Origin of the sequence: Flagellimonas algarum, assembly GCF_040513375.1 — a bacterium.
GTDB classification, from domain to species: Bacteria; Bacteroidota; Bacteroidia; order Flavobacteriales; family Flavobacteriaceae; genus Flagellimonas_B; species Flagellimonas_B algarum.
The window spans coordinates 1,129,371-1,150,992 of the sequence record NZ_JBEVTG010000001.1 but is presented as its reverse complement, the minus strand read 5'-3'; the positions used below and the strand labels follow the sequence as shown (position 1 = coordinate 1,150,992).

Sequence of the window (21,622 nt, the reverse complement as noted above, 5' to 3'; positions counted from 1 at the left end):
CCTTCGGGCGTTTTTTTGATGTGGGACGTGCACTCTTTTTATTAGGTCTGCTGTTTTCGACCAGCTGGTGTTTCAGCCAAAAAGTAGTCGAAAAGACCCTTCTTAATCCACAGACCAAGTACATTGCCATTGACACCGAAAACTGTTATAAGGTCGAGCTGGTAACAGCCGATACCCAAGCACTTCGAATCGAAGCGGCCATAGAAGGCGAATACCAAAACGACTTGGCCGTAAAGCTTGAGGAAGACGGCCCCAACATCAAGGTAAGCGCCTCGTTCTTACCTAATTTCGTCGCCCCGAACGATAAACTCAGTGCCCACAAGGTGATTTCGATCGCCTTGCGGATTTCGGTGCCACTTCACTCCAACGTTTCCGTATACGGAACGACCAGCGACTTATCGGCATCGGGTACATTCAATACCCTGAACGTGCTTCTTTCAGATGGAAATTGTCGATTGACGGAAGTCCGGGGAGCCGTGGTCGTGAAGACCGCCCAAGGACATATTTCAGTGTCGGCCGAATCGGGCGACTTCGATACCCATTCGGATTACGGTACCACTTCGCTCGATAGCATTCCACAAGGGCCATCGACTTTTCGATTAAATTCGATACAAGGGAACATTTCTGTCACCAGAACCGAATAATATAGCTAATTTTGCGCAGTTTATAAGGCATGAAATGAGTTTGAAGCGTTCCCTTATCCTTATTATCGCAGTATTGATCGTCGATCAGGTCAGCAAGATCTACGTTAAGACGCATTTTCCATTGGGGCCCGTTACCGAGGTCTTCGGTTGGTTCAGGATTTTGTTCATCGAGAATGAAGGTGCCGCTTGGGGAACCAAACTCAGCGACATCCTTCCAATTTCAGAATCGACAGGCAAACTGGTCTTGACTATTTTCCGTCTTTTTGCCATTGTCGGTATCGGATATTGGCTCTATGATATCATCAAGAAGAAGGCGCCCAAAGTGCTCATTTTGGCAGTTTCCCTGATTTTCGCAGGGGCGTTCGGCAACATTATCGATTCGGTGTTTTATGGGCTGTTGTTCGACCATAGCAGTTCGCAAGTGGCCACCATGTTCGCTGATGAACCGTATGGCAAATTGTTCTACGGCAAAGTGGTCGATATGCTCTATTTTCCGATCATTGATACGACCCTGCCCGATTGGATGCCATTTGTTGGTGGAAAGCACTTTTCCTTTTTCGACCCCATCTTCAACATCGCCGATACGGCGATCAGTACCGGGGTAGGCATTTTGATCGTCTTCAATAAAAAGGCATTCGCCAAACCTGCGGATCAAAACGAATAGACCTTCTTGGGGGTAATGCAGTAATCGAGGGCGACATCATCTTCATTCAGCCCTGAAATGACCTCTTCGGCCTCAAAAAAAGAAAGTCCGATCTTGACCACATCCCCACGGCATTGGGCCAAAAACCGATCGTAATACCCTTGACCATAGCCGACCCGGTTACCCCGCTTATCAAAAGCCAAGAGGGGGACGAACACCACATCGATTTGGGATTCTTCAACGGCGATACCATTCTCCGGTTCCGGGATTTGCAAACGGTTCAGTACCAAACGGGTCTGATCGGTCAATAAGAAATGACCCAGTTCACCATGGGCTAGGGTTTTCGACACCACTACATGTTTATCCTTGCCTTGCAAAACCGATAGCAAAGGGGCGGTATCCACTTCTTTGTTTTTGGAAATCGATAGAAATAAATGATAAAAAGAAAGGTCCCAAATGGGGATTTGGAGTGCTTGGTTCGCAATTTGGATGCTAAAATCAGCAATGGACGCGGCGGAGACTTGTAATCTCTTCGCTTTATAAATCGTTCTTAATTCGGATTTGTGCATCTACAGGACGGTAGACGTGGAAATGGGTGTGCTTGGGGAACAGCTGTACTGTGAAAAGGGGTTAATCCCTAGTGGAAACGGCAACGTAAATCTTGAAGAAAATCATCAAGATGAGGTACATGCCCAGTACGATTAAATAGTTTTCCATTTGTTAACCTTAATTTGGTATAAAAATAAAGATTTTTTTCTTTAAAATCCTATGAAAGGCATTTTTTTATCGGTGAAATGCACTCATTTTAATGAATTTTTAACAACGCGGGTATTTCTACTCCGTTTTTGGCCGGTCTCTTGAGCTCAGCCGGCACCCTCTGTAAATGAAGCTCGACAAAACCCTGCTTGGCTTCCGGTCTTGTAAAAAAAACGTAGTAATTTAACGTGCTTTAAGCGCTAATCCATTTCCATCCGAAAAGCATGTCCGAGGTACCCATAGAAGTTCAATTGAGCAGCCTACCCGATAGTCCGGGCGTGTATCAATTTTACAATAAGGACGATACCATCCTGTATGTGGGCAAGGCCAAAAACCTAAAGAAAAGGGTCGCTTCGTATTTCACCAAAAAACACGAATACGGAAAGACGAGGGTCTTGGTCTCGAAGATCAGTTACATCAGACATATCGTTGTCGCAACGGAATCGGATGCCCTTTTACTCGAGAACAACCTCATCAAAAAGTACCAACCGCGCTACAATGTCCTATTGCGCGATGACAAATCATATCCATGGATATGTATCAAAAACGAACGCTTTCCGAGGATCTTTCCGACCCGAAAGTTGATCAAAGACGGATCGGAATATTTCGGCCCGTATACCAGCATGAAAACCGTGAAAACCTTGTTGGATTTGATCAAAAGCGTTTATCCGATCCGCACTTGCAATTACGACCTGGCCCAAACGAAAATCGATGCCCATAAGTTCAAAGTGTGTTTGGAATACCATTTGGGAAACTGCAAAGGTCCGTGTGAGGGGTATCAATCGGCCGAAGAATACCATCAACAAATCCAAGACATCCGCCAGATCATCAAAGGCAATTTCAAAAGCTCACTGACCTATTTCAAGCATCAAATGAAACAACATGCGGCTGATTTGGAGTTCGAGAAAGCGCAGCGGGTCAAAGAGAAATTGGATATCCTGGAAAACTATCAAGTCAAATCGACGGTGGTCAATCCGAAAATCGACAATGTCGATGTTTTCTCGGTCTTTTCCGACGAGTCTTACGGTTATGTCAATTACCTGCAAGTTTCACATGGGGCCATCATACGATCGCACACCCTTGAGATCAAAAAGAAATTGAACGAAAGTGACGAAGCCCTTTTAAGCCTGGCCATTGTTGAATTGCGACAGCGTTTTGACGCATCTTCAAAGGAAGTATACCTTCCGTTTCCGGTCGAAGTGCCCGATACTCTGAAAGTAACCGTTCCAAAATTAGGCGAAAAGAAGAAACTCATCGATCTTTCATTGCGAAATGCCAAGTTCTTCAGGCAAGAGCGTTTCAAACAGATCAAGATCACCGATCCAGACAGACATTCGAAGCGCATCCTTTCGCAAATGAAGTCCGATCTGCGTTTGACCAAAGAGCCCTCGCATATCGAGTGTTTCGATAATTCGAATATTCAAGGGAGTAATCCGGTGGCGGCCTGCGTCGTCTTCAAAAACGCCAAGCCGGCGAAAAAAGAATACCGCCATTTCAATATCAAGACCGTTGAGGGGCCCGATGATTTCGCTTCTATGGAAGAAGTGGTCTTTAGACGCTACAAACGGCTGTTGAACGAAGCAGAACCCCTGCCCCAACTCATTGTCATCGATGGCGGTAAAGGACAACTATCTTCAGCGCTGAAAAGTCTTGACATCTTGGGGTTACGTGGTAAGATCGCGATTATCGGAATCGCCAAACGCTTAGAAGAAATCTATTTTCCTGACGATCCGATCCCCTTGTATCTTGATAAAAAATCGGAAACCCTTAAAATTATCCAACAATTACGCAACGAAGCCCACCGTTTCGGCATCACATTCCATAGGAACAAACGAAGCAAGGCGGCCATTGGGTCTGAACTTGGCACGATTGACGGTATTGGCGAAAAAACGACCGAAACCCTTTTAAAAACCTTCAAATCAGTAAAAAAAATAAAAGAAGCTTCGATAGAAAGTCTAGCGCAGGCCATCGGAATGGCCAAAGCAAAAAAAGTCTTCGAAAGTTTTCATTGAACCTCGTTATGCATCGATCGATCATCTATATCCTATTGTTCCTGTGCGCTTTCGGTCAAGCCCAAAAAGAAGACGTTAAGGTCGGTTTGGTCTTGAGTGGGGGTGGTGCCAAAGGCATGGCCCACATCGGGGCCTTGAAGATCATCGAAGAAGCCGGGGTAAAGGTCGACTATATCGGCGGCACCAGTATGGGGGCCATTGTAGGGGCACTTTACGCCTCTGGATATTCGGCCCATCAGCTCGATTCGATTTTTCGATCAACCAATTTCGCTACCCTGATCCAAGATAACGTGCCAAGGGGCGCAAAGACTTTTTACGAAAAAGAAGATTCGGAGCGTTATGCCCTCGGGCTGCCCTTTGATGATTTCAAGGTGTCTTTCCCCCAAGCGATATCCGGAGGCCAGAATATCTATATCGAATTGGTTCGGCTGTTGTACCACGTCAAGGACGTGCGCGACTTCAATAAACTCCCGATACCGTTTCTATGCATCGCAACCAATGTCGAAACCGGAAAACCCGTGTTACTCGATCAGGGGTACCTTCCTGAAGCGATCATGGCAAGTGGCACGTTTCCGTCTTTATTCGAACCCGCAGAGTTGGATGGTGACCTGTTGATCGATGGTGGGGTGGTAAACAATTATCCCATTGACGAGGTAAAGGAATTGGGCGCCGACCTGATCATCGGTGTCGACGTTCAAGATGCCTTGGCCGATCGCGAATCGCTTTCTTCGGCTACAGAGATCTTATTGCAGATCAACAACTATCGAACGGTAAATGATATGGTCGAAAAGATCGGAAAGACCGATGTATATATCAAACCTAACATCGAAGACTTTTCGGTCATCGATTTCGAGCGTGGTGATGAAATCATCGACAGTGGCGTCGCCGGTGCCCAAGAACAACTCGAAGCGCTACGACAGCTCGCTGGAGAACAAAGCTCGGAGCGTAAGCATCGGATTCCGGTCATCATGCCCGATAGCCTGGTCATCAATCGATTGCTCATTGAAGGCAACAACAACTACACACGGGGCTACATCAAAGGAAAACTGCGATTCAACCTGGCTGAAAAAATACCTTTCGAAAAATTGAAACAAGGCCTCAGTAATTTGGCCGCGACCGGGAACTTCAAGGCCATACGTTATGAACTATCCTCAAACGGCCTGGGAACGGATCTGATTTTGAAATTGAAAGAGGACCCGACCAAAATGTATATCAAAATGGCCGCCCATTACGACGATCTCTACAAAAGCGCCGCCCTGATCAACCTGACGCGAAAAAACCTGTTCGTCAATGACGATGTCGCTTCGTTCGACCTCATCTTGGGCGACCATGTGCGATACAATCTGGAATATTACGTCGATCGTGGTTCATATTGGAGTTTCGGTATCAACTCGAATTTTACCAGTTTCGATGCCGAAATCGATTACGACCTCATCCGTCAAAACTTCAATGCGATCGACGACCCCAATATCGGCGAGATCCGTCTTGATGTTACCGATCTAACGAATCAGTTTTATTTACAGACGGTCTTACGTGAAGAATTCGCCTTCAGTATCGGATTGGAACACAAGCTGTTGAAGTACAGTTCAAAGACCTTGAACGACCTCCCTCAAGACCAGCTCGAAAACTTGATGGCCACTCCGAATAACCGAACTTTCTTCGAGAACAGCAATTACTTTAGTACCTACGGAAGGCTGACTTTTGATAGCTATGATGACAAGTACTTTCCGACCAAAGGATTGTATTTCGACGGGGATTTCCATTTTTACCTACTCTCATCGGATTTCAATGAGAACTTCAAGGAATTTTCGATTGCCCAGGCCCGTATGGGTACGGCCTTCGGGCTGTTTCCCAACCTCAGCCTGAACATAGAAACGGAAGGGGGCTTTAAACTTGGCACCTCGGGGGTGACTTCCTTTGATTTCGTTCTCGGCGGGTTCGGAAACGACCCCATCAATAATTTCATCCCCTTTTTCGGCTATGATTTTCTAAGTCTACCAGGCAATAGCTATGTCAAAGCCTATGCGCGCCTTGATTATCTCATCACCAAAAAGAACCACCTATTGTTCTCAGCCAATGTCGCCAACGTGGCCGATGACCTTTTCCGTACCGGGGATTGGTTTACCGAACCCTCCTTTTCAGGCTATGGTATCGGGTATGGGCTGGAGTCGTTTCTCGGACCGATACAGGTCTACTATTCGTGGTCGCCCCAAATCGATGAGGGCAGCGTGTTTTTCAGTGTGGGATACTGGTTTTAAACCCAAAAAATTCTTAAAAAACGGCCCCATTTTATTAAGACGATCTAAATATCCGAGCCGCAAAGTTAAAGTTGGTTAAAACCCCATTTTTTGCTAGCCCCTTGTCCTATCTTTGGGGTAACGAGGGGTGGTTCCCTCATTACTTTAAGTATTGGTTTTTCATAATTTAAAGTTTGGTTGGTTATTTAGAAAAAGCTCCGATGTCTCCATCGGGGCTTTTTTTATACAATACTTTGGAATAACTTTTGTTTAAGTTAATGTAAAACGGCCGACAAAATAATCGGTTTTGGTAATTTTACATTGATTACGATTGCATGAAAAAGCTCATTATCATAGGATTATTGTTGTTCAGTGCTATGGCCACCGGTCAAGGTACTGCGGCCTACAAAGCGGGTGAATGGCTGAAATTCCGAATCCACTACGGAATATTCAATGCCAGTTTCGCCACCTTGAAACTCACTTCGGAGCAGCTCGATAGCATTCCGGTATACCATGTAGTCGGCAAGGGCCGCACCACAGGTTTGGCCCGATTGTTCTTCAAGGTCGACGATACCTATGAAAGTTATTTCGGAAAGACCGACAACAAACCCTATCGCTTTATCCGAAAGATCGATGAGGGGGGCTATACCAAAGACATTGAAATCGATTTCAATTACAACCAAGACCTCGCGAAACTCGTTGATAACAAGAACAAGAAGGTATACGACATCCCCATAGACAATGAGATCCAGGATCTGCTCTCGGCCTCATATTACCTGCGAAGCCATTACCATGAAAACGACCTTACCGTGGGCGAAAGTATCGTGCTCAACATGCTTTATGATGACGACGGCGTTTACCAATTCAAACTAAAATATCTAGGTAAAGAAATCCTAAAGACGAAATACGGTAAGGTAGAATGTCTTAAATTTAGGCCCTATGTACAATCGGGTAGGGTATTCAAAGAGCAGGAAAGCCTCACCCTTTGGGTTTCGAACGACCTGAACAAAATTCCCGTGCGTATCAAGGCCGATTTGGCCGTAGGTTCCATCAAAGCCGATTTGGATGGATACAACGGCCTTCGCAATCAGTTCAAGATAATCATGGATTGACGATCAATGGAAGAAGACAAGCGGATTGAGTCCCAAATCAACAAGCTTGAAGAGAAGTTCAAAAACTCAGGGCAAGACCTGGGTTCCTATCTCGACGGTTTACTATACCAACGTTACCTCACCTATTGGGATTATATACACCTCGACACCCTATTGAGCATTCAGGTACCCCGGACCCATTTTCCGGATGAAGAGATATTCATCATGTACCATCAGATCACGGAGTTGTTCTTCAAGTTGATCTTGCACGAACAAAAACAGCTGGTCGATGACAAATCACAACGACTTGATTTTTTCGTCGATCGGGTAAACCGGATAAACAGCTATTACAAAGCCCTGATCTCTTCGTTCAGTATTATGATCAAGGGTATGGAAAGGGAGCAGTTCTTGAGATATCGCATGGCCCTATTGCCAGCCAGTGGTTTTCAATCGGCACAGTACCGAATGATCGAGATCTATGCCACGCCGATGGAAAACTTGGTGCATCATACCGAGCGGGGGCAATACTCCGCCGAAGATGGTATCGAGGAACTGTACGAACATATCTATTGGAAAAAAGGGGCGACCGATTTGCAGACCGGTGAAAAGACCCTCACTTTGAAACAATTTGAATACCGCTATACCCCACGTTTGATCCGAATCGCCAAACAGGTCGAAAATCGGACCATATACCATAAATACCTTTCACTTCCGGAAGCGGCGCGAAATGACGACACCCTGATCAGCTCTTTAAAGCATCTCGATGTCAATGCCAACGTGAACTGGCCGTTGATGCATATGGGCTCCGCCTACCGCTATTTGGCCAAGGAAAAAGAGGCGGTCGATGCTACCGGAGGCACGAATTGGAAAGACTATCTCCCCCCGAGTTTTCAAAAAATAATATTTTTCCCAACTTTGTATTCAGAAAACGAACTGGATACTTGGGGAAAACAGTGGGTCGACCACATGTTCAATCCGGATAACACATAATTTCAATGGGGAAATACTGGGGCGCTATTTTGGCATGTAGCCTACTGATCATTTCATGCAAGGAGGAGAAGAAAACCACGGAGGAAGTAATCGCCCAAATTCCGATCGCAACACCTTCCCCGAAAAAATACGGTTTCAACCTTGACGATTTCCTCGTTGTCAACGACACCATCAAAAATGGTGATAGCTTTGGTCAATTGATGCTGGCCAATAAGGTAGACTATCCGAAAATCGCCAAGATCGCCGAAGAATACAAAGATACCTTCGATGTCAAGCGCATCAAGATCGGCAAGCCTTACACTATATTGAAATCAAAGGATTCGGCCGAGGCGGCACAGATCTTCATTTATGAAAACGACCGCATCAATTACACCGTGGTCGATCTTCGTGATTCGGTACGGGCCTATAAAAGCAAGAAAGAAGTTACATTTCGACAGCGTGAGGTTTCGGGGGTCATCAACAGCTCACTCTCTATGACCCTTGACAGCTTGGGTGTCGATTACCTGGTCACCATCAATCTGAGTGAGATCTATGCGTGGACCATCGATTTCTTCAAACTGGAAAAAGGGGACCGCTTTAAGATCCTCTTCAAGGAACGGTATATCAACGACTCGATTTACGCCGGTGTCGAACCCATTGAAGCGGCGTTTTTTGAGCACAAGGGCAAACCCGTATATGCGTTCCCATATACCGTAGATCCCGAAAAAGCGATCTTGGATTACTTTGATGAAGCGGGCAATAACCTGCGCAGTACCTTTTTACGGGCCCCGATCAAATTCGGGTATCGTCTCTCATCACGCTACAATTTGAAACGACGGATCGCCTATTACGGGTATAAAGTCAGGCCACACAAGGGCACCGACTATGCGGCTCCGGTGGGCACCCCGATCATCGCTACGGCAGACGGCACGGTCACCGAATCGACTCGCCGAGGGGGTAACGGCAAATACGTGAAGATCAGACACAACGGCACCTACAGCACCCAATACCTGCACATGCGCAAGCAAAAGGTGAAAAGAGGCGAATTCGTTCGCCAAGGCGATGTGATCGGTTGGGTCGGAATGACCGGAAATACCGGGGGGCCCCATGTTTGTTACCGCTTCTGGAAAAATGGACGACAGGTAGATCCCCTACGCGAAAAGCTACCTGCGGCCGAACCCATAGCCGATTCATTGAAAACGGATTATCTCAATCATATCGCATCGATCAAACAACAATTGGATTGTATCGAATTCGAAAAGTCAACCACAGACGAAGAAGACTTACTAACCCTCAACGAACCTAATGGCACTACCCAAAATCGACCCTAAGTCGACCGAAGCCTGGAAAAAGCTTGAAGCCCACTTTACCGAAACACGATCACACACCTTAAAAACCCTCTTCGAAAACGACCCCGATCGGGGGGGTGATTTCACCATCCATTGGGAGGACTTCTTGGTCGATTATTCGAAAAACCGGATTTCGAAGACCACCCTAGACCTGTTGTTCGACTTGGCCAATGAAGTAGGGCTGCCCCAAGCCATCAAAACCTATTTTGGGGGTGACAAAATCAATGCCACTGAAAATCGGGCGGTGTTACATACCGCTTTACGCGCCAATCGAAACGATGAGGTTTTGGTAGAAGGTAGCAATGTGGTACCTGAGGTGTTCGCGGTACGCGAGCAAATCAAAAATTTTGCCGACGCCGTCATTTCAGGCGAGAGGAAAGGGTTTACCGGCAAGGCCTTTACCGACGTGGTCAATATCGGTATCGGGGGTTCGGATCTCGGTCCGGTCATGGTCACGGAAGCCCTACGTTATTACCGCAACCATCTCGGCATCCACTTCGTGAGCAATGTCGATGGGGATCATGTACATGAAGTATTGAAAACATTGAATCCGGAAACGACTTTGTTCATCGTTGTTTCGAAATCGTTCACCACCCAAGAGACCTTGAGCAACGCCCTGACCATCAAAAAGTGGTTTCTGGAGCATGCCGCCGAGAAAGATATCGCGACCCATTTCGCAGCGGTTTCGACCAACCTACCGAAAATCGAGGAATTCGGTATCGCGGAAGCCAACGTTTTCCCGATGTGGGATTGGGTAGGCGGCCGTTTTTCACTTTGGAGTGCTGTCGGCCTATCGATAGCCATCGCCGTTGGGTATGCCAACTTCGAAAAGTTGCTGAGCGGCGCGAACCGGATGGACACCCACTTCAAAAACGAAGCCTTCGAAACGAACATTCCGGTGGTGTTGGCCATGATCAGTGTGTGGTACAACAACTTTTACGGCGCTGAAACCGAGGCCGTGATCCCATACAGCCAATACTTGCATCGCCTATCGGCTTATTTGCAACAGGGTATCATGGAAAGTAACGGAAAAAGCGTCGATCGAAACGGCCAACGGGTAGGCCATGAGACCGGAACGATCATTTGGGGCGAACCAGGCACCAATTCGCAGCATGCGTTCTTCCAATTGATCCATCAGGGTACCAAATTGATCCCGGCCGATTTCATCGGCTTCAAGAAGCCTTTGCACGGAGAACAAGACCATCACAATAAGTTGATGGCCAATTTCTTTGCCCAGACCGAAGCCCTGATGAACGGGAAGGATGCCGACGAAGTGCGTCTTGACCTCAAGGGCAGCGGATTATCGGCTTCCGAAATGGAAGCTTTGGTACCGTATAAGGTATTTGAGGGCAACAAACCGACCAATACCTTACTCATTGATGCGCTAACCCCAGAAAGCCTCGGAAGTCTTATCGCGCTTTACGAACATAAGATTTTCGTTCAAGGGGTAGTTTGGAACATTTTCAGCTACGACCAATGGGGGGTCGAATTGGGAAAATTACTTGCCAAAAACATACTCAGCGACCTTGAAAATTCCGAAATCGGCAAGCACGACTCGTCGACTTTGAATCTTATACAATTTTTTAAAGCTTAATTTACGATTTTGTAAGATTCGGGCTTTCTTAACCCATTGGGAATCATCGGGTTTTCAAACAGCCGGCACACCGGCCCTTCGCCATTCTTAACGTTTAGTTAACATATAACAGGAGTGAATGCAAGACTTTTGCCGAACACTTAAAACACTGTTAAAATGAAAAAAATCTACTTGTTAGTTTTGGCGTTGGTAGTTTCGGCTACGGCGTTCTCGCAAGGGGTTACCACCTCTTCATTGGGTGGAAAGGTTACCGACAACAACGGGGAGCCTTTGCCCGGAGCAACTGTAGTAGCTGTTCACGTTCCTACCGGAACAACTTATGGTGCAGCTACCGACTTTGACGGTTACTACCGTATTTCCGGTATGCGTTCTGGTGGTCCTTACCAAATCACCTATTCGTACATCGGTTTCAACGATGACCTTAGAGAAGGTATTTTCTTGAACCTTGGTTCGACCCAAAGGATCAATGTACAATTGGTAGAATCGGCTACGGCACTTGACGAAGTCGTTGTTACTGCCGTTTCAAACGGGGTTTTCGGATCGAGCAAGACCGGTACTGAAACCACGATCTCGCAACGACAGGTCGCTACCACTCCTGCCGCTTCACGATCGTTGGCGGATTTCGTACGTCTTACCCCTCAAGCACAGTTGAGCGAGGGTGATGACGGATTCTCGATTTCGTTGGCAGGTCAGAACAACAGGTATAACGCGATTTACATCGATGGTGCCGTGAACAATGACGTTTTCGGACTAGCAGGCTCAGGTACCAACGGTGGTCAGACCGGGGTCAACCCACTTTCTGTCGATGCGATCGAAACCTTCCAGATCAACATCGCGCCTTTTGACGTACGTCAGTCCGGTTTCTCCGGTGGTTCGATCAACGCGATTACCCGTTCGGGTTCGAATGAGTTCGAAGGTTCTGCCTACTACTTTACCCGTGGCGAATCTTTGGCCGGTAAAACACCACCTAGCTTGGTCGGTGACGGTGAAGAGCGTGAGAAATTGGCCGACTTCTCAGCGAATACCTATGGTGTTCGTATCGGAGGTCCATTGGTCAAAGACAAACTGTTCTTCTTCGTGAACTACGAAAGAGGGGAGACCGAGATTCCACAGCCGTTCAATTTCAGTAACTACACCGGTCGTGCCTCACAGGCCGATTTGGATAACTTGAGCAGCTTCTTACAGAGCACTTACGGGTACAACACCGGTATCTTCGACAACAACACCAGGACTTTGGAAAGCAACACCCTTGTTGCCAAATTGGACTGGAACATCGATGACAACCACAAGCTTTCATTGCGTCACAGTTATGTTGGTGCTGAAAACCTTGAAGCCCGTAGTTCAGGAAACAACAACATCGGGTTCATCAACGGTTCTGAGTTCTTCGAGTCGAACACCAATTCTACCGCTTTGGAATTGAACTCCCGATTCGGAAACAAATTCAGCAACAACTTGGTTATCGGTTACACTGCCGTACGTGATGATAGGGATCCTTCTGGCGATCCGTTCCCAACTGTCGATATCCAAGACGGTAACGGTACGATCTCTTTTGGTTCAGAGCCTTTCTCAACGGCCAACTTGTTGAATACCGATTACTTGACCATTACGAACAACTTCAACATCTACGCAGGGCGTCACACGGTGACCTTAGGGGCCAACCTTGAATTCGCTACCGTAAAGAACTTGTTCTTCGCCTTTAACTTCGGTGATTACACCTTTGAAGATCAATTCGACGATGAAGGAAACTTGCTTTCTTCTGGTTTGAACCAATTCTTGACCGGTCAAGATGCCGACGTTTACCAACACGGCTACTCATTGGTCGGTAACGGTTTGAACGGTGATGATTCTGACGGTTCTGCCGACTTCAAGACCGAACAATACGGATTCTATGTACAAGATGAAATCGACGTTACCGATAACTTCAGGGTTAGTCTTGGTGCACGTATCGATATTCCGGTTTGGAAAAGCGGTACTGAAAACGAAGATTTCAACACCAGAACCGTAGCGCTTTTGGAAGCCAACGGAAAAGACCTTCAAGGTGCCCGTGTCGGTCAACAGGTCAGTACGGCCGTATTCTCCCCTCGTCTTGGGTTCAACTGGGACGTTAACGGTGAGAGTTCTACCCAGATTCGTGGTGGTCTTGGTATCTTCACCTCTCGTTTGCCATTGGTATGGCCTGGAGGTACCTACAACAACAACGGGGTTACCGGTGGATTCAATTTCGAGTTCGGCCAGCCTTTCGTTGCTGATGTAAACAACCAGTTCGAAGATCCCGCACCTGGTTCAGGTGGTTTGGGTGGTAACATCGACTTGGTCGCTGAAGACTTCCAATTGCCACAGGTGATGAAATACAACATCGCTATCGACCAAAAACTCCCTTGGTGGGGCTTGATCGGTACGGTTGATTTCTTGTACACCGACGTCGTACAGGATATTTATTACGAAAACTTGAACCTTGGAGGCCCTACCGGTTTCTATCAAGGTGCCGATAACCGTCCGTTCTATGACAGAAGGGCCGAGATCGATGATACTTACGGTAGGATCATCTTGGCTTCGAACACCGGTGGTGGGGATGCGACCAACGTGACTTTCACCTTGAGAAAGCCATTCGAAAACGGTTTTGCAGGCTCTGTATCGTACACCTACGGGGAGTCGAACAAAATCTTTGACGGTACCTCTTCACAGAACAGTTCACAATGGAGAAACATCTTGACCGTTAACGGTAAGAACTCGAACATTCCTGTTTCCCGTTCCGATTTCGCCATCGGTAACCGTATCACTGCTGATGCGTCATACCAATTGACTTGGAACGAAAACGTTAAGACGACCGTTGCCTTGTTCTATCAAGGTTTCCAAGGCACCCCTTACAGCTTTAGCTACCGTGAGGGCCGTGATTTGTTGAACGACGATTCACGTGACAACGCCTTGATCTACATCCCAAGAAACGCCGCTGAGATCCAATTCTCAGGTGATGCCGCTGAGCAAGCTGCTCAATGGGAACGTTTGGATACCTTCATCAACAGCATCGATTACCTACGTGAAAACCGTGGTAACTATGCCGAGCGTAACGCCGTTCGCGGACCTTGGAGCCATATCGTTGACTTGAAAGTTCTTCAAGACTTCACGATCGACTTCGGTAACAAGAAGCACACCTTCCAGTTGTCTGCCGATATCTTCAACTTCACCAACTTGTTGAACAAAGAGTGGGGTCAATTGAAGTTCGTCAGCAGCGAGGTCAGTCCTTTGACGACCGTATCGACTGGTGATACTCCGGTATTCGCTATCAATGATGGGGTTATGGATGCCAATGGCAACCCTGATTTCGAACAATTGGATGACTTCGGTATCCAATCATCAAGATGGCAAGCACAACTAGGTATTCGATATATCTTTAATTAAGTTTGGTTAATAGTTCAATACCAGTAAAACCCCGCCAATGGCGGGGTTTTTTTTTGCTCCCAAAAATTGTACATTGGGGCATCAAACGCGAATACCCATGGAAATTTTGACCAACTTACACTCGTACATGGCCTATGCCGTGCTCTTTATTTTATTCGTCGCCACCTCGAACGCCTTGATGGGCTGGTTGGGCAATCGCGAGTTCAAGTTCGAAAAAGACCTTCGGGTCAGTCTGTTCGCGCTTATTTTGAGCCATTTGCAGTTGGTCATCGGCCTGATCGTGTATTTTGTTTCTTCGAACGGGTTCAACGCGATCCAAGAATTGGGCATGGGGGGCATGAACGCCGCATCGCGCTTGTTGGCCTTAGAGCATCCTTTGACCAATATATTGGCCATCGCCCTGATCACCGTGGGCTGGTCACGCCATAAAAAGAAAACCACCGACAAGGCGAAGTTCAAGAGCATCGCCATCTTCTATCTGCTCGGGCTGGTCTTGATCCTGAGCCGGATCCCTTGGGGGCAGTGGTTTGGGTAGGTCAATACGATCCCTTCCTTCTTCCTATTCCGCGGTTTTGATTAAAAAAAGACCGATCGGGAAATGATCTGAATAGCCGCCTTGATAGGTCGTTCCTACAAAAGTGCGAAATGGATAGCCTTTATAGTTGCCCGAAGAAGTCGACAAATTCCGTGATTGGAATACGAAGGCTTTCCAAAAAGAATAGGACGATCGATCTATCGTGTCAAGGGAAGCAGTCATAAAGAACTGGTCGAAAAGGTGCCATTGGTCGCGATACGCTAAGGATCCAATCCCTTTTCGGTATAACAATTCCATCGGATTGTACAAGGATTTCCCCTGGGCCTGCCCCCGTTTTGACGACGTACCTAAAACCTTTTTAAAACTGTCGTCCAACGGATTATCATTAAAATCCCCCATACTGATGATCTTCGCTCTTGGGTCCCGGATTTGAATGGAATCGATTAGCTTTCGATTCAATCGGGCCGCTTGCATACGATAGGGTTTGCTTCGCAGCTCTCCCCCACTTCGGGAAGGCCAGTGGTTTACGATAAAATAGAACCGTTCAGTATCCAAGAGTCCTTCGACTACAAGCTGATCTCGCGTATGGTCACGAAACCCTTTTTCGTTAAATAGTTTTAAGGGTATGGATTTGATAGTCAATGGCAAAAAACTATCGTTCTTATAGAGCAATGCCGTTTCGATACCTCGCTCATCGGTTCCATCCAAATGTATGGCCCGATACCTAAACGGCGCAAGTTGGGGGTCGGCAATCAGGTCCTGGAGCACCTCACTGTTCTCAACCTCGCATAGGCCTATTATATCAGGAGGGGTGCCCCGAGTGTCTGCTCCAATTTGGGATATTACCCTGGCCAGGTTCTTAATTTTGAGGTCATATCTGGATTTCGTCCATCGATACCGCCCCTCTGGTGTTCGGGCATCATCTTGGGTCAATGGGTCGTTGATGGTGTCGAAGAGGTTTTCGACATTATAAAAAGCCACCGAGCGCAGTTGATATTCCTTATCCACTTGGCCCCATATCGCGGAAATCCCTAAAATGGAACACAGTAACACTCCCTTACCAAGCATATGCTTCATGCCGAAGTTTAGCATGACCCGTTCGCATTAATTGCGACATGGCCATCCTATATTCTCCATCCAAAAAATCGTAATGAAAACACTGCTCTTCGTTGTAATTCTTTTCAGTGGGTACTTTCCTGTCTGCGGCCAAAATGAAACGGTAATTACCGGAACGATACGGGATTTTCAAGGAACTAACATATCGTTCGCGGAAGTATCATTATTGGGGAGCACCGCCCACATCCCCACCAACGAACAGGGGTACTTCGAGATTCGGTCCACATGGCAAGGCAATCAAGTATTGGTGATTGAGGCCAACAACTACGCAACCCAAAGTATCGCCTTGATGCTTGAAAGCAAACCCTTGGCTCTTGGCATCATTAGGCTTCAACGCCTTCTTCCTATAGCGAACACGGACAACATCGTGTCGTTGACCGATAGCGATTTATCAGGTGATGGGGAATCACCTGAGGCAGCTGTTGGTTTATTGCAAGCCACCAAGGATGTGTACTTGAGAAAGGCAGCTTTCGATTTCGGTCAAGCTTTTTTTCGGGTCCGCGGTTATGATTCGAGCGAAGGGGTCCTTCGAATCAATGGGATTTCGATGAACAAACTTTTGAATGGAAGACCGGAATGGAACAACTGGGGCGGGTTGAACGATGTAACACGAACCCAAGAACATCGACATGGATTAAGGTCCTCCCGTTATGGCTTCGGTGGGGTACTGGGAAGCACCGATTTTGATTTGCGACCATCGAAAATGAGACCGGGTACACGCTTTTCGGTATCAGCGTCGAACCGTACGTATAGCGGACGTATTATGGCAACCCACACCAGTGCACCATCAAATGGTTTGGCCTTTACGGTTTCGGTTTCCCATCGGTCGGGAAATCAAGGATATATCGACGGTACACTTTTCGGCGGATTCTCCTTTTTCAGTGCATTGGAATGGGAATTCAAGAATAGACATTCCCTAAGTATTTCCGGTATCCTTGCCCATACCAGACGTGGTAGGAGTGCTGCGGTAACCGATGAAGTATTTGATTTGGCTGGCCGGGCGTACAACCCGAATTGGGGACTTCAAGATGGCAAGATCCGAAATGCACGCGAGCGCTTTATTTTCGAACCCATCGTCATGGCCAACTACCGGTATCGATCCAAAAATTTCGAGCTCACCACAGGTGTTGCTTATCAGATCGGTAGCCGCAGGAACAGTCGATTGGGGTTCTTCAATGCCCCAAATCCAGACCCGACTTTTTACCGGTACCTCCCTAGTTTTTACATCAATAATCCCATCGGAGCTGATTTCACCAATGCCGCTTTGGCAAGGGAAGGTTTCAGGAACAATCCACAGCTTGATTGGGAACGAATCCATCAAGCGAATCGGACCCCACTGAACGACGGCCAAGCTTCATATGTCTTATATGATGATACGGTAGACGACACCCAGTTGACTGCCGGTATGGTAGCGAACTTTCGATTTGGGGAATCCCTTTCAATGGATTTTGGAGCGGAAATCAAACAACTCACCTCGTCCAATTTCGCAAAGATCCGAGATTTATTGGGCGGGGTGTTCCATGCCGATGTAGATGCATTTTCAAACACCCGCAATGATACGGAAGGGGACGTTCAAAAAGGACAAGGCGAACGCTTCAATTACGATTATGACATCGAAGGGTTTTCCAGTAGGTTCTTCGCCCAACTGCATTATGGGGTATCCCGTTGGCAAGTAGCGCTTACAGTAGGGTTCCGAAACCAAAGTCTAAGCAGGATTGGCAAATTTCGAAATGAACGCTTTCTTGATGATTCATTGGGGGAAAGTGAGCCCATCGATCATTCGGGGCTCCAATTAAAAGGAGGGTTTACCTATCGGATATCGGGCAGGCATTGGTTCAGCTTCCGCGGCGCCCACACTGAACGCCCCCCTTTGCTACAAAACGCCTTTGTCAACCCCAGGGAGCAAAACGAAATCGTGCCCGGGCTTCAATCCGAAACCGTCAATGCTTTGGAGGTTGGCTACGATATGAGACTTCCTAAACTGACCGGAAGGATCGGTGCATACCATACCCGTTTCCAAAACCGGACCGACATCAATTTCTTTTTCGTGGATTCCGGACTTGGATCTGACTTCGTGCAAGAGGTACTTACCGATCTTGATCAACTTCATAGGGGTATCGAGTTTGGATTCGAGTATGCACTGTCCCCCCAGGTCAAACTTACTTTGGCAGGAAACTTGGGGTCCTATGTTTTCGCCAGCAATCCCAATGTCACCATAAACTTTGATACCGCCTCGGCGCAAGAAGATTTGATCGATCCCGAGGGCAGTATCGCTTTGGGTAACGCCAAGATCAAGGGATTGCATCTAGCCCAAGGTCCCGAACAAGCCTATGCGATCGGACTTTCGTATCTGGACCCAAGTTATTGGTGGATAGGTGCGACAGCCAACCATCTAAAAAGATCTTATGTGGGCCTTTCGACGATAACCCGTACATCAAGTTTTGCCCTAGACCCAGAAACCAGCACCCCTTTCCCTGAAGCGACCCCTGAAAACATTGCTGCGCTTTTGAACCAAAATCCGTTGGGCGATTTTTATCTTTTGAACATGGTAGGTGGAAAGTCTTGGTTGCGAAAAGGGAAGTATATCAGCCTGTTCATCAGCTTGAACAATATTTTTGACACCGTTTACAAAACAGGGGGTTTCGAACAAAGTCGCAATGGAAACTTCGGTCAACTACAGCAAGATCTGTTACGCGATAACCCCTCCTTTGCCCCTCGGTTCTGGTATGGTTTCGGCCGCACCTTTTTTATCAACTTCGCAGTGAGTTTATGAATTCACCGACAGCTTAGCTTATTTCACCACCCGAATCTGATAGTTGTTATCGCCCAGATCGATGACCGTACTGGGTTGGCCGTTATAGGTCACCCCCAAGATCTCATAAAACCGCCCGCTACAGCCTTCACTCTCGACACGTAGTCGCAATATCAGCGTGTCGGTCTCGGTAGCCGAGAGTTCGATGGCCCAGGTATTGTCGGTGTCCTCTTCGCCCACCACGGGGATCTGAAGTTGGTGCCGCAGCGATTCGGGTACGTTCTCAAGGCTGTCGTCGAAGATGAGCCCGGGCGATCGAAACCCATTGAATTCGGTGAATATCGCGCTTGTTGATATGGTGCCATCGGCAATCAGGTTGTCGCCATTGGCGTTCTCGAAAGAAACATAAAGGGTCTGGGTCAATACATCGGCAATGACACCACCACAGGGGTCGTCATCATCGCAAGACATGAAGAAAAGGGCCAAACAAAGGCCAAGGATTCGAAGTTTCATGGGGCAGTGTTTTGCAATGAGATGCCAAATAGGGCCCAGGGTTGCAACAAGCCTCGTTAATTTTGTGGTATTTCGGCATTGCGAAAAATTAACCGGCCCCACTGCCAACTTTTGTTTATCTTAGTGTTTCTCTAATCAAACAAACATGAAAAGACTGCTCCTGTTGACCGTCATGGGCCTGTTCATAGCCAGTTGCGGCGGTAAGAAAGAAGATAAGAAAGAAGGGTTCGAAGTCAATCGGACCAAGAAAGAAGATGCGAAAGAGGTCGCTAGCGAAGGGGTCCCAGTGGATCTTGACAATAAGGGAATCGGCCCGATCAAAGAACTGAGTTTCGATAGTGAGATCGACGCCGAAATGGCCGCTCGCGGCGAAGCAAAATTCAACGCGATATGCGTCGCCTGCCATATGGTCGAACAGCGTATGATCGGCCCGGCCATGAAAGGCGTTTATGAGCGTCGCAGCCCCGAGTGGGTCATGAACATGATGCTCAACCCCGATGGCATGTTGAAAGACGACCCAATCGCCAAGGCGTTGCTCAAAGAGTACAACAATGCGATTATGTTGAACCAAAACCTGACCGAAGACGAAGCACGCGATTTGGCAGAGTATCTTCGAACGTTATAACCAATTTCAGATAACTCAATTCGATGCCATTATCGCCTTTCGGTGGTAATGGCATTTTTTATATGGATATCGAAGCGAACAAAGCCAATGCCATCGCTTTTTACCGAATGGCCTATGAAGGGGATCCCAAGGGGGCGGTAGCACGTTATATTGGGGACGGATACATACAACACAACCCCGATGTGGCCGACGGCACCCAAGGGTTCATTGCCTATTTCGAACGCATGCAACGCGAATACCCCGACAAGTCGATCGCCTTTGTGCGCTGTATCGGCGAAGGCGACCTGGTCGCCCTGCACACCCACCAGACCTGGCCGGGCAACGACCAATACGTCACCATGGATTTTTTCCGTTTCGATACGGAAGGAAAGATCATCGAACACTGGGATGCCATACAACAGATCCCCGAAAAATCAGCCAACCCTAATACCATGTATTGATGAAAACCATGACCTGTAAACAATTGGGTGGTGCCTGCGACACCCCCTTTACCGCCAACACCTTCGAAGAGATCGCTGAAATGAGCAAACAACACGGCATGCGGATGTTCCAGACGGGGGATCCCGACCATCTCGAAGCCATGGAAAAAATGAAAACACTGATGCAGTCGCCAGAGGCCATGCAAACCTGGTTCGAGAACAAACGCAAGACCTTTGATGCCTTACCCGAAAACCCATGATCATGAAATACCCTTTGTTATTCCTTTGTTTATTGATTTCAAGCCTGTCGTTCGGGCAATCCTTATTAGGGGCTTGGGAAGCCACCTTCGAAGCTGACGGTACAACCCAACGTAGTGTGGTCATTTTTGCCGAAGGCTATCAAGTCGCCACCTTTTACGAGGCCGACACCGGTGCTTTCATCAGTACGAACGGGGGCAGTTGGAGCCTTGAGGGCAACCAGCTGACCGAAACCGTTGAGTTCGATACCGATACCCCGGACCGGGTAGGGTCTACCTCGGTTTTCGAGATCCAAATCGATGGCGACCGATTGACCGCCAACGGCTACGACCAGGTCTGGAAACGGATCGACGCCGGCAATCCGGGGGCTTTGATGGGCGCTTGGTTGATTTCGGGGCGCATGCGTGATGGCGCATTGCAGAAAAGAAACACCGACCGGCCACGCAAGACCATGAAGATCCTTTCAGGAACCCGCTTTCAATGGATCGCCTATAATACCGAAACCAAGGAATTCATGGGCACCGGAGGGGGCACCTACACCACCGTTGATGGTAAATACACCGAGCATATCGAATTCTTCTCAAGGGACAATGCCCGGGTCGGTGCCGAATTGGAATTCGATTTCGAGCTCAAGGACGGTGATTGGCACCATTCAGGCCTGAGCAGCAAAGGCCGGCCGATTTACGAAATTTGGAGCCTGCGAAACTAAG

The 21,622-nt window shown here is 47.6% G+C and carries 18 protein-coding genes; 15 read left to right on the top strand and 3 right to left on the bottom strand.

Annotation, left to right across the window (positions count from 1 at the left end; genetic code table 11):
* Positions 1–20 precede the first annotated feature (20 nt).
* Both ABV409_RS05295 and ABV409_RS05290 read left to right on the top strand, forming a co-directional pair.
* Positions 21–644 (top strand): hypothetical protein, encoded by a 624-nt coding sequence (locus ABV409_RS05295; protein WP_353876500.1) that lies wholly within the window; start codon positions 21–23, stop codon positions 642–644.
* A 34-nt stretch (positions 645–678) separates the two neighbouring features.
* Complete coding sequence (locus ABV409_RS05290) at positions 679–1,308, top strand: lipoprotein signal peptidase (protein WP_353876499.1); 630 nt, start codon at positions 679–681, stop codon at positions 1,306–1,308.
* Here the strand turns inward: ABV409_RS05290 and ABV409_RS05285 are convergent.
* Positions 1,296–1,856, bottom strand: coding sequence for a 5-formyltetrahydrofolate cyclo-ligase (locus ABV409_RS05285; protein WP_353876498.1), 561 nt, complete (start codon positions 1,854–1,856; stop codon positions 1,296–1,298). The genes ABV409_RS05290 and ABV409_RS05285 overlap by 13 nt on opposite strands.
* A 411-nt stretch (positions 1,857–2,267) precedes the next feature.
* Here ABV409_RS05285 and uvrC point away from each other — a divergent pair, with 411 nt between their 5' ends.
* From uvrC to ABV409_RS05245, 8 genes are all read left to right on the top strand, one after another.
* Complete coding sequence (gene uvrC / locus ABV409_RS05280; RefSeq protein WP_353876497.1) at positions 2,268–4,055, top strand: excinuclease ABC subunit UvrC; 1,788 nt, start codon at positions 2,268–2,270, stop codon at positions 4,053–4,055.
* An 8-nt stretch (positions 4,056–4,063) separates the two neighbouring features.
* Positions 4,064–6,313, top strand: a complete 2,250-nt coding sequence (locus ABV409_RS05275; RefSeq protein WP_353876496.1) for a patatin-like phospholipase family protein — start codon at positions 4,064–4,066, stop codon at positions 6,311–6,313.
* A gap of 314 nt (positions 6,314–6,627) precedes the next feature.
* Complete coding sequence (locus ABV409_RS05270) at positions 6,628–7,404, top strand: DUF3108 domain-containing protein (protein WP_353876495.1); 777 nt, start codon at positions 6,628–6,630, stop codon at positions 7,402–7,404.
* 6 nt (positions 7,405–7,410) lie between these two features.
* Positions 7,411–8,373, top strand: a complete 963-nt coding sequence (locus ABV409_RS05265) for a tryptophan 2,3-dioxygenase family protein (protein ID WP_353876494.1) — start codon at positions 7,411–7,413, stop codon at positions 8,371–8,373.
* A 5-nt stretch (positions 8,374–8,378) separates the two neighbouring features.
* Positions 8,379–9,683 carry a peptidoglycan DD-metalloendopeptidase family protein gene (locus ABV409_RS05260; RefSeq protein WP_353876493.1) on the top strand — a complete coding sequence of 435 codons (1,305 nt, stop codon included), beginning with the start codon at positions 8,379–8,381 and terminating at the stop codon, positions 9,681–9,683.
* A complete protein-coding gene (gene pgi / locus ABV409_RS05255) occupies positions 9,658–11,295 on the top strand; it encodes a glucose-6-phosphate isomerase (RefSeq protein WP_353876492.1) in 1,638 nt (545 codons plus the stop codon). The genes ABV409_RS05260 and pgi overlap by 26 nt, the downstream gene beginning before the upstream one ends.
* A gap of 156 nt (positions 11,296–11,451) precedes the next feature.
* Complete coding sequence (locus ABV409_RS05250; RefSeq protein WP_353876491.1) at positions 11,452–14,694, top strand: TonB-dependent receptor; 3,243 nt, start codon at positions 11,452–11,454, stop codon at positions 14,692–14,694.
* A gap of 97 nt (positions 14,695–14,791) precedes the next feature.
* Positions 14,792–15,229 carry a hypothetical protein gene (locus ABV409_RS05245; protein WP_353876490.1) on the top strand — a complete coding sequence of 146 codons (438 nt, stop codon included), beginning with the start codon at positions 14,792–14,794 and terminating at the stop codon, positions 15,227–15,229.
* Between the two features lie 24 nt (positions 15,230–15,253).
* Here ABV409_RS05245 and ABV409_RS05240 read toward each other — a convergent pair whose 3' ends face one another.
* The gene (locus ABV409_RS05240; RefSeq protein WP_353876489.1) at positions 15,254–16,306 is read right to left on the bottom strand and encodes an endonuclease/exonuclease/phosphatase family protein; all 1,053 of its coding nucleotides are present in this window, start codon (positions 16,304–16,306) and stop codon (positions 15,254–15,256) included.
* 73 nt (positions 16,307–16,379) lie between these two features.
* Between ABV409_RS05240 and ABV409_RS05235 the strand changes: the two genes are divergently transcribed.
* Positions 16,380–19,118, top strand: a complete 2,739-nt coding sequence (locus ABV409_RS05235) for a carboxypeptidase regulatory-like domain-containing protein (RefSeq protein WP_353876488.1) — start codon at positions 16,380–16,382, stop codon at positions 19,116–19,118.
* 18 nt (positions 19,119–19,136) lie between these two features.
* On the opposite strand, the gene ABV409_RS05230 is transcribed toward ABV409_RS05235, so the two are convergent.
* Positions 19,137–19,610 (bottom strand): hypothetical protein, encoded by a 474-nt coding sequence (locus ABV409_RS05230; RefSeq protein ID WP_353876487.1) that lies wholly within the window; start codon positions 19,608–19,610, stop codon positions 19,137–19,139.
* A gap of 145 nt (positions 19,611–19,755) precedes the next feature.
* Here ABV409_RS05230 and ABV409_RS05225 point away from each other — a divergent pair, with 145 nt between their 5' ends.
* The 4 genes from ABV409_RS05225 to ABV409_RS05210 all read left to right on the top strand — a co-directional run bounded on the left by ABV409_RS05225 (position 19,756) and on the right by ABV409_RS05210 (position 21,621).
* Positions 19,756–20,235, top strand: a complete 480-nt coding sequence (locus tag ABV409_RS05225) for a c-type cytochrome (RefSeq protein ID WP_353876486.1) — start codon at positions 19,756–19,758, stop codon at positions 20,233–20,235.
* A 62-nt stretch (positions 20,236–20,297) separates the two neighbouring features.
* On the top strand, positions 20,298–20,675 hold the full coding sequence (locus ABV409_RS05220) for a nuclear transport factor 2 family protein (protein WP_353876890.1): 378 nt from the start codon (positions 20,298–20,300) through the stop codon (positions 20,673–20,675).
* On the top strand, positions 20,675–20,914 hold the full coding sequence (locus ABV409_RS05215) for a DUF1059 domain-containing protein (protein WP_353876485.1): 240 nt from the start codon (positions 20,675–20,677) through the stop codon (positions 20,912–20,914). The genes ABV409_RS05220 and ABV409_RS05215 overlap by 1 nt, the downstream gene beginning before the upstream one ends.
* A gap of 2 nt (positions 20,915–20,916) precedes the next feature.
* A complete protein-coding gene (locus ABV409_RS05210) occupies positions 20,917–21,621 on the top strand; it encodes a DUF4488 domain-containing protein (protein ID WP_353876484.1) in 705 nt (234 codons plus the stop codon).
* Position 21,622 lies beyond the last annotated feature (1 nt).

What these genes read in the sequence shown, in the direction of transcription:
- uvrC (WP_353876497.1), top strand. Translation starts at nt 2,268, where the DNA reads ATGTCCGAGGTACCCATAGAAGTTCAATTGAGCAGCCTACCCGATAGT.
- ABV409_RS05225 (WP_353876486.1), top strand. Translation starts at nt 19,756, where the DNA reads ATGAAAAGACTGCTCCTGTTGACCGTCATGGGCCTGTTCATAGCCAGT.
- ABV409_RS05245 (WP_353876490.1), top strand. Translation starts at nt 14,792, where the DNA reads ATGGAAATTTTGACCAACTTACACTCGTACATGGCCTATGCCGTGCTC.
- ABV409_RS05285 (WP_353876498.1), bottom strand. Translation starts at nt 1,856, where the DNA reads ATGCACAAATCCGAATTAAGAACGATTTATAAAGCGAAGAGATTACAA.
- ABV409_RS05230 (WP_353876487.1), bottom strand. Translation starts at nt 19,610, where the DNA reads ATGAAACTTCGAATCCTTGGCCTTTGTTTGGCCCTTTTCTTCATGTCT.
- ABV409_RS05240 (WP_353876489.1), bottom strand. Translation starts at nt 16,306, where the DNA reads ATGAAGCATATGCTTGGTAAGGGAGTGTTACTGTGTTCCATTTTAGGG.
- ABV409_RS05220 (WP_353876890.1), top strand. Translation starts at nt 20,298, where the DNA reads ATGGATATCGAAGCGAACAAAGCCAATGCCATCGCTTTTTACCGAATG.
- ABV409_RS05290 (WP_353876499.1), top strand. Translation starts at nt 679, where the DNA reads ATGAGTTTGAAGCGTTCCCTTATCCTTATTATCGCAGTATTGATCGTC.
- ABV409_RS05270 (WP_353876495.1), top strand. Translation starts at nt 6,628, where the DNA reads ATGAAAAAGCTCATTATCATAGGATTATTGTTGTTCAGTGCTATGGCC.
- ABV409_RS05210 (WP_353876484.1), top strand. Translation starts at nt 20,917, where the DNA reads ATGAAATACCCTTTGTTATTCCTTTGTTTATTGATTTCAAGCCTGTCG.
- ABV409_RS05265 (WP_353876494.1), top strand. Translation starts at nt 7,411, where the DNA reads ATGGAAGAAGACAAGCGGATTGAGTCCCAAATCAACAAGCTTGAAGAG.
- ABV409_RS05235 (WP_353876488.1), top strand. Translation starts at nt 16,380, where the DNA reads ATGAAAACACTGCTCTTCGTTGTAATTCTTTTCAGTGGGTACTTTCCT.
- ABV409_RS05215 (WP_353876485.1), top strand. Translation starts at nt 20,675, where the DNA reads ATGAAAACCATGACCTGTAAACAATTGGGTGGTGCCTGCGACACCCCC.
- ABV409_RS05275 (WP_353876496.1), top strand. Translation starts at nt 4,064, where the DNA reads ATGCATCGATCGATCATCTATATCCTATTGTTCCTGTGCGCTTTCGGT.
- pgi (WP_353876492.1), top strand. Translation starts at nt 9,658, where the DNA reads ATGGCACTACCCAAAATCGACCCTAAGTCGACCGAAGCCTGGAAAAAG.
- ABV409_RS05260 (WP_353876493.1), top strand. Translation starts at nt 8,379, where the DNA reads ATGGGGAAATACTGGGGCGCTATTTTGGCATGTAGCCTACTGATCATT.
- ABV409_RS05250 (WP_353876491.1), top strand. Translation starts at nt 11,452, where the DNA reads ATGAAAAAAATCTACTTGTTAGTTTTGGCGTTGGTAGTTTCGGCTACG.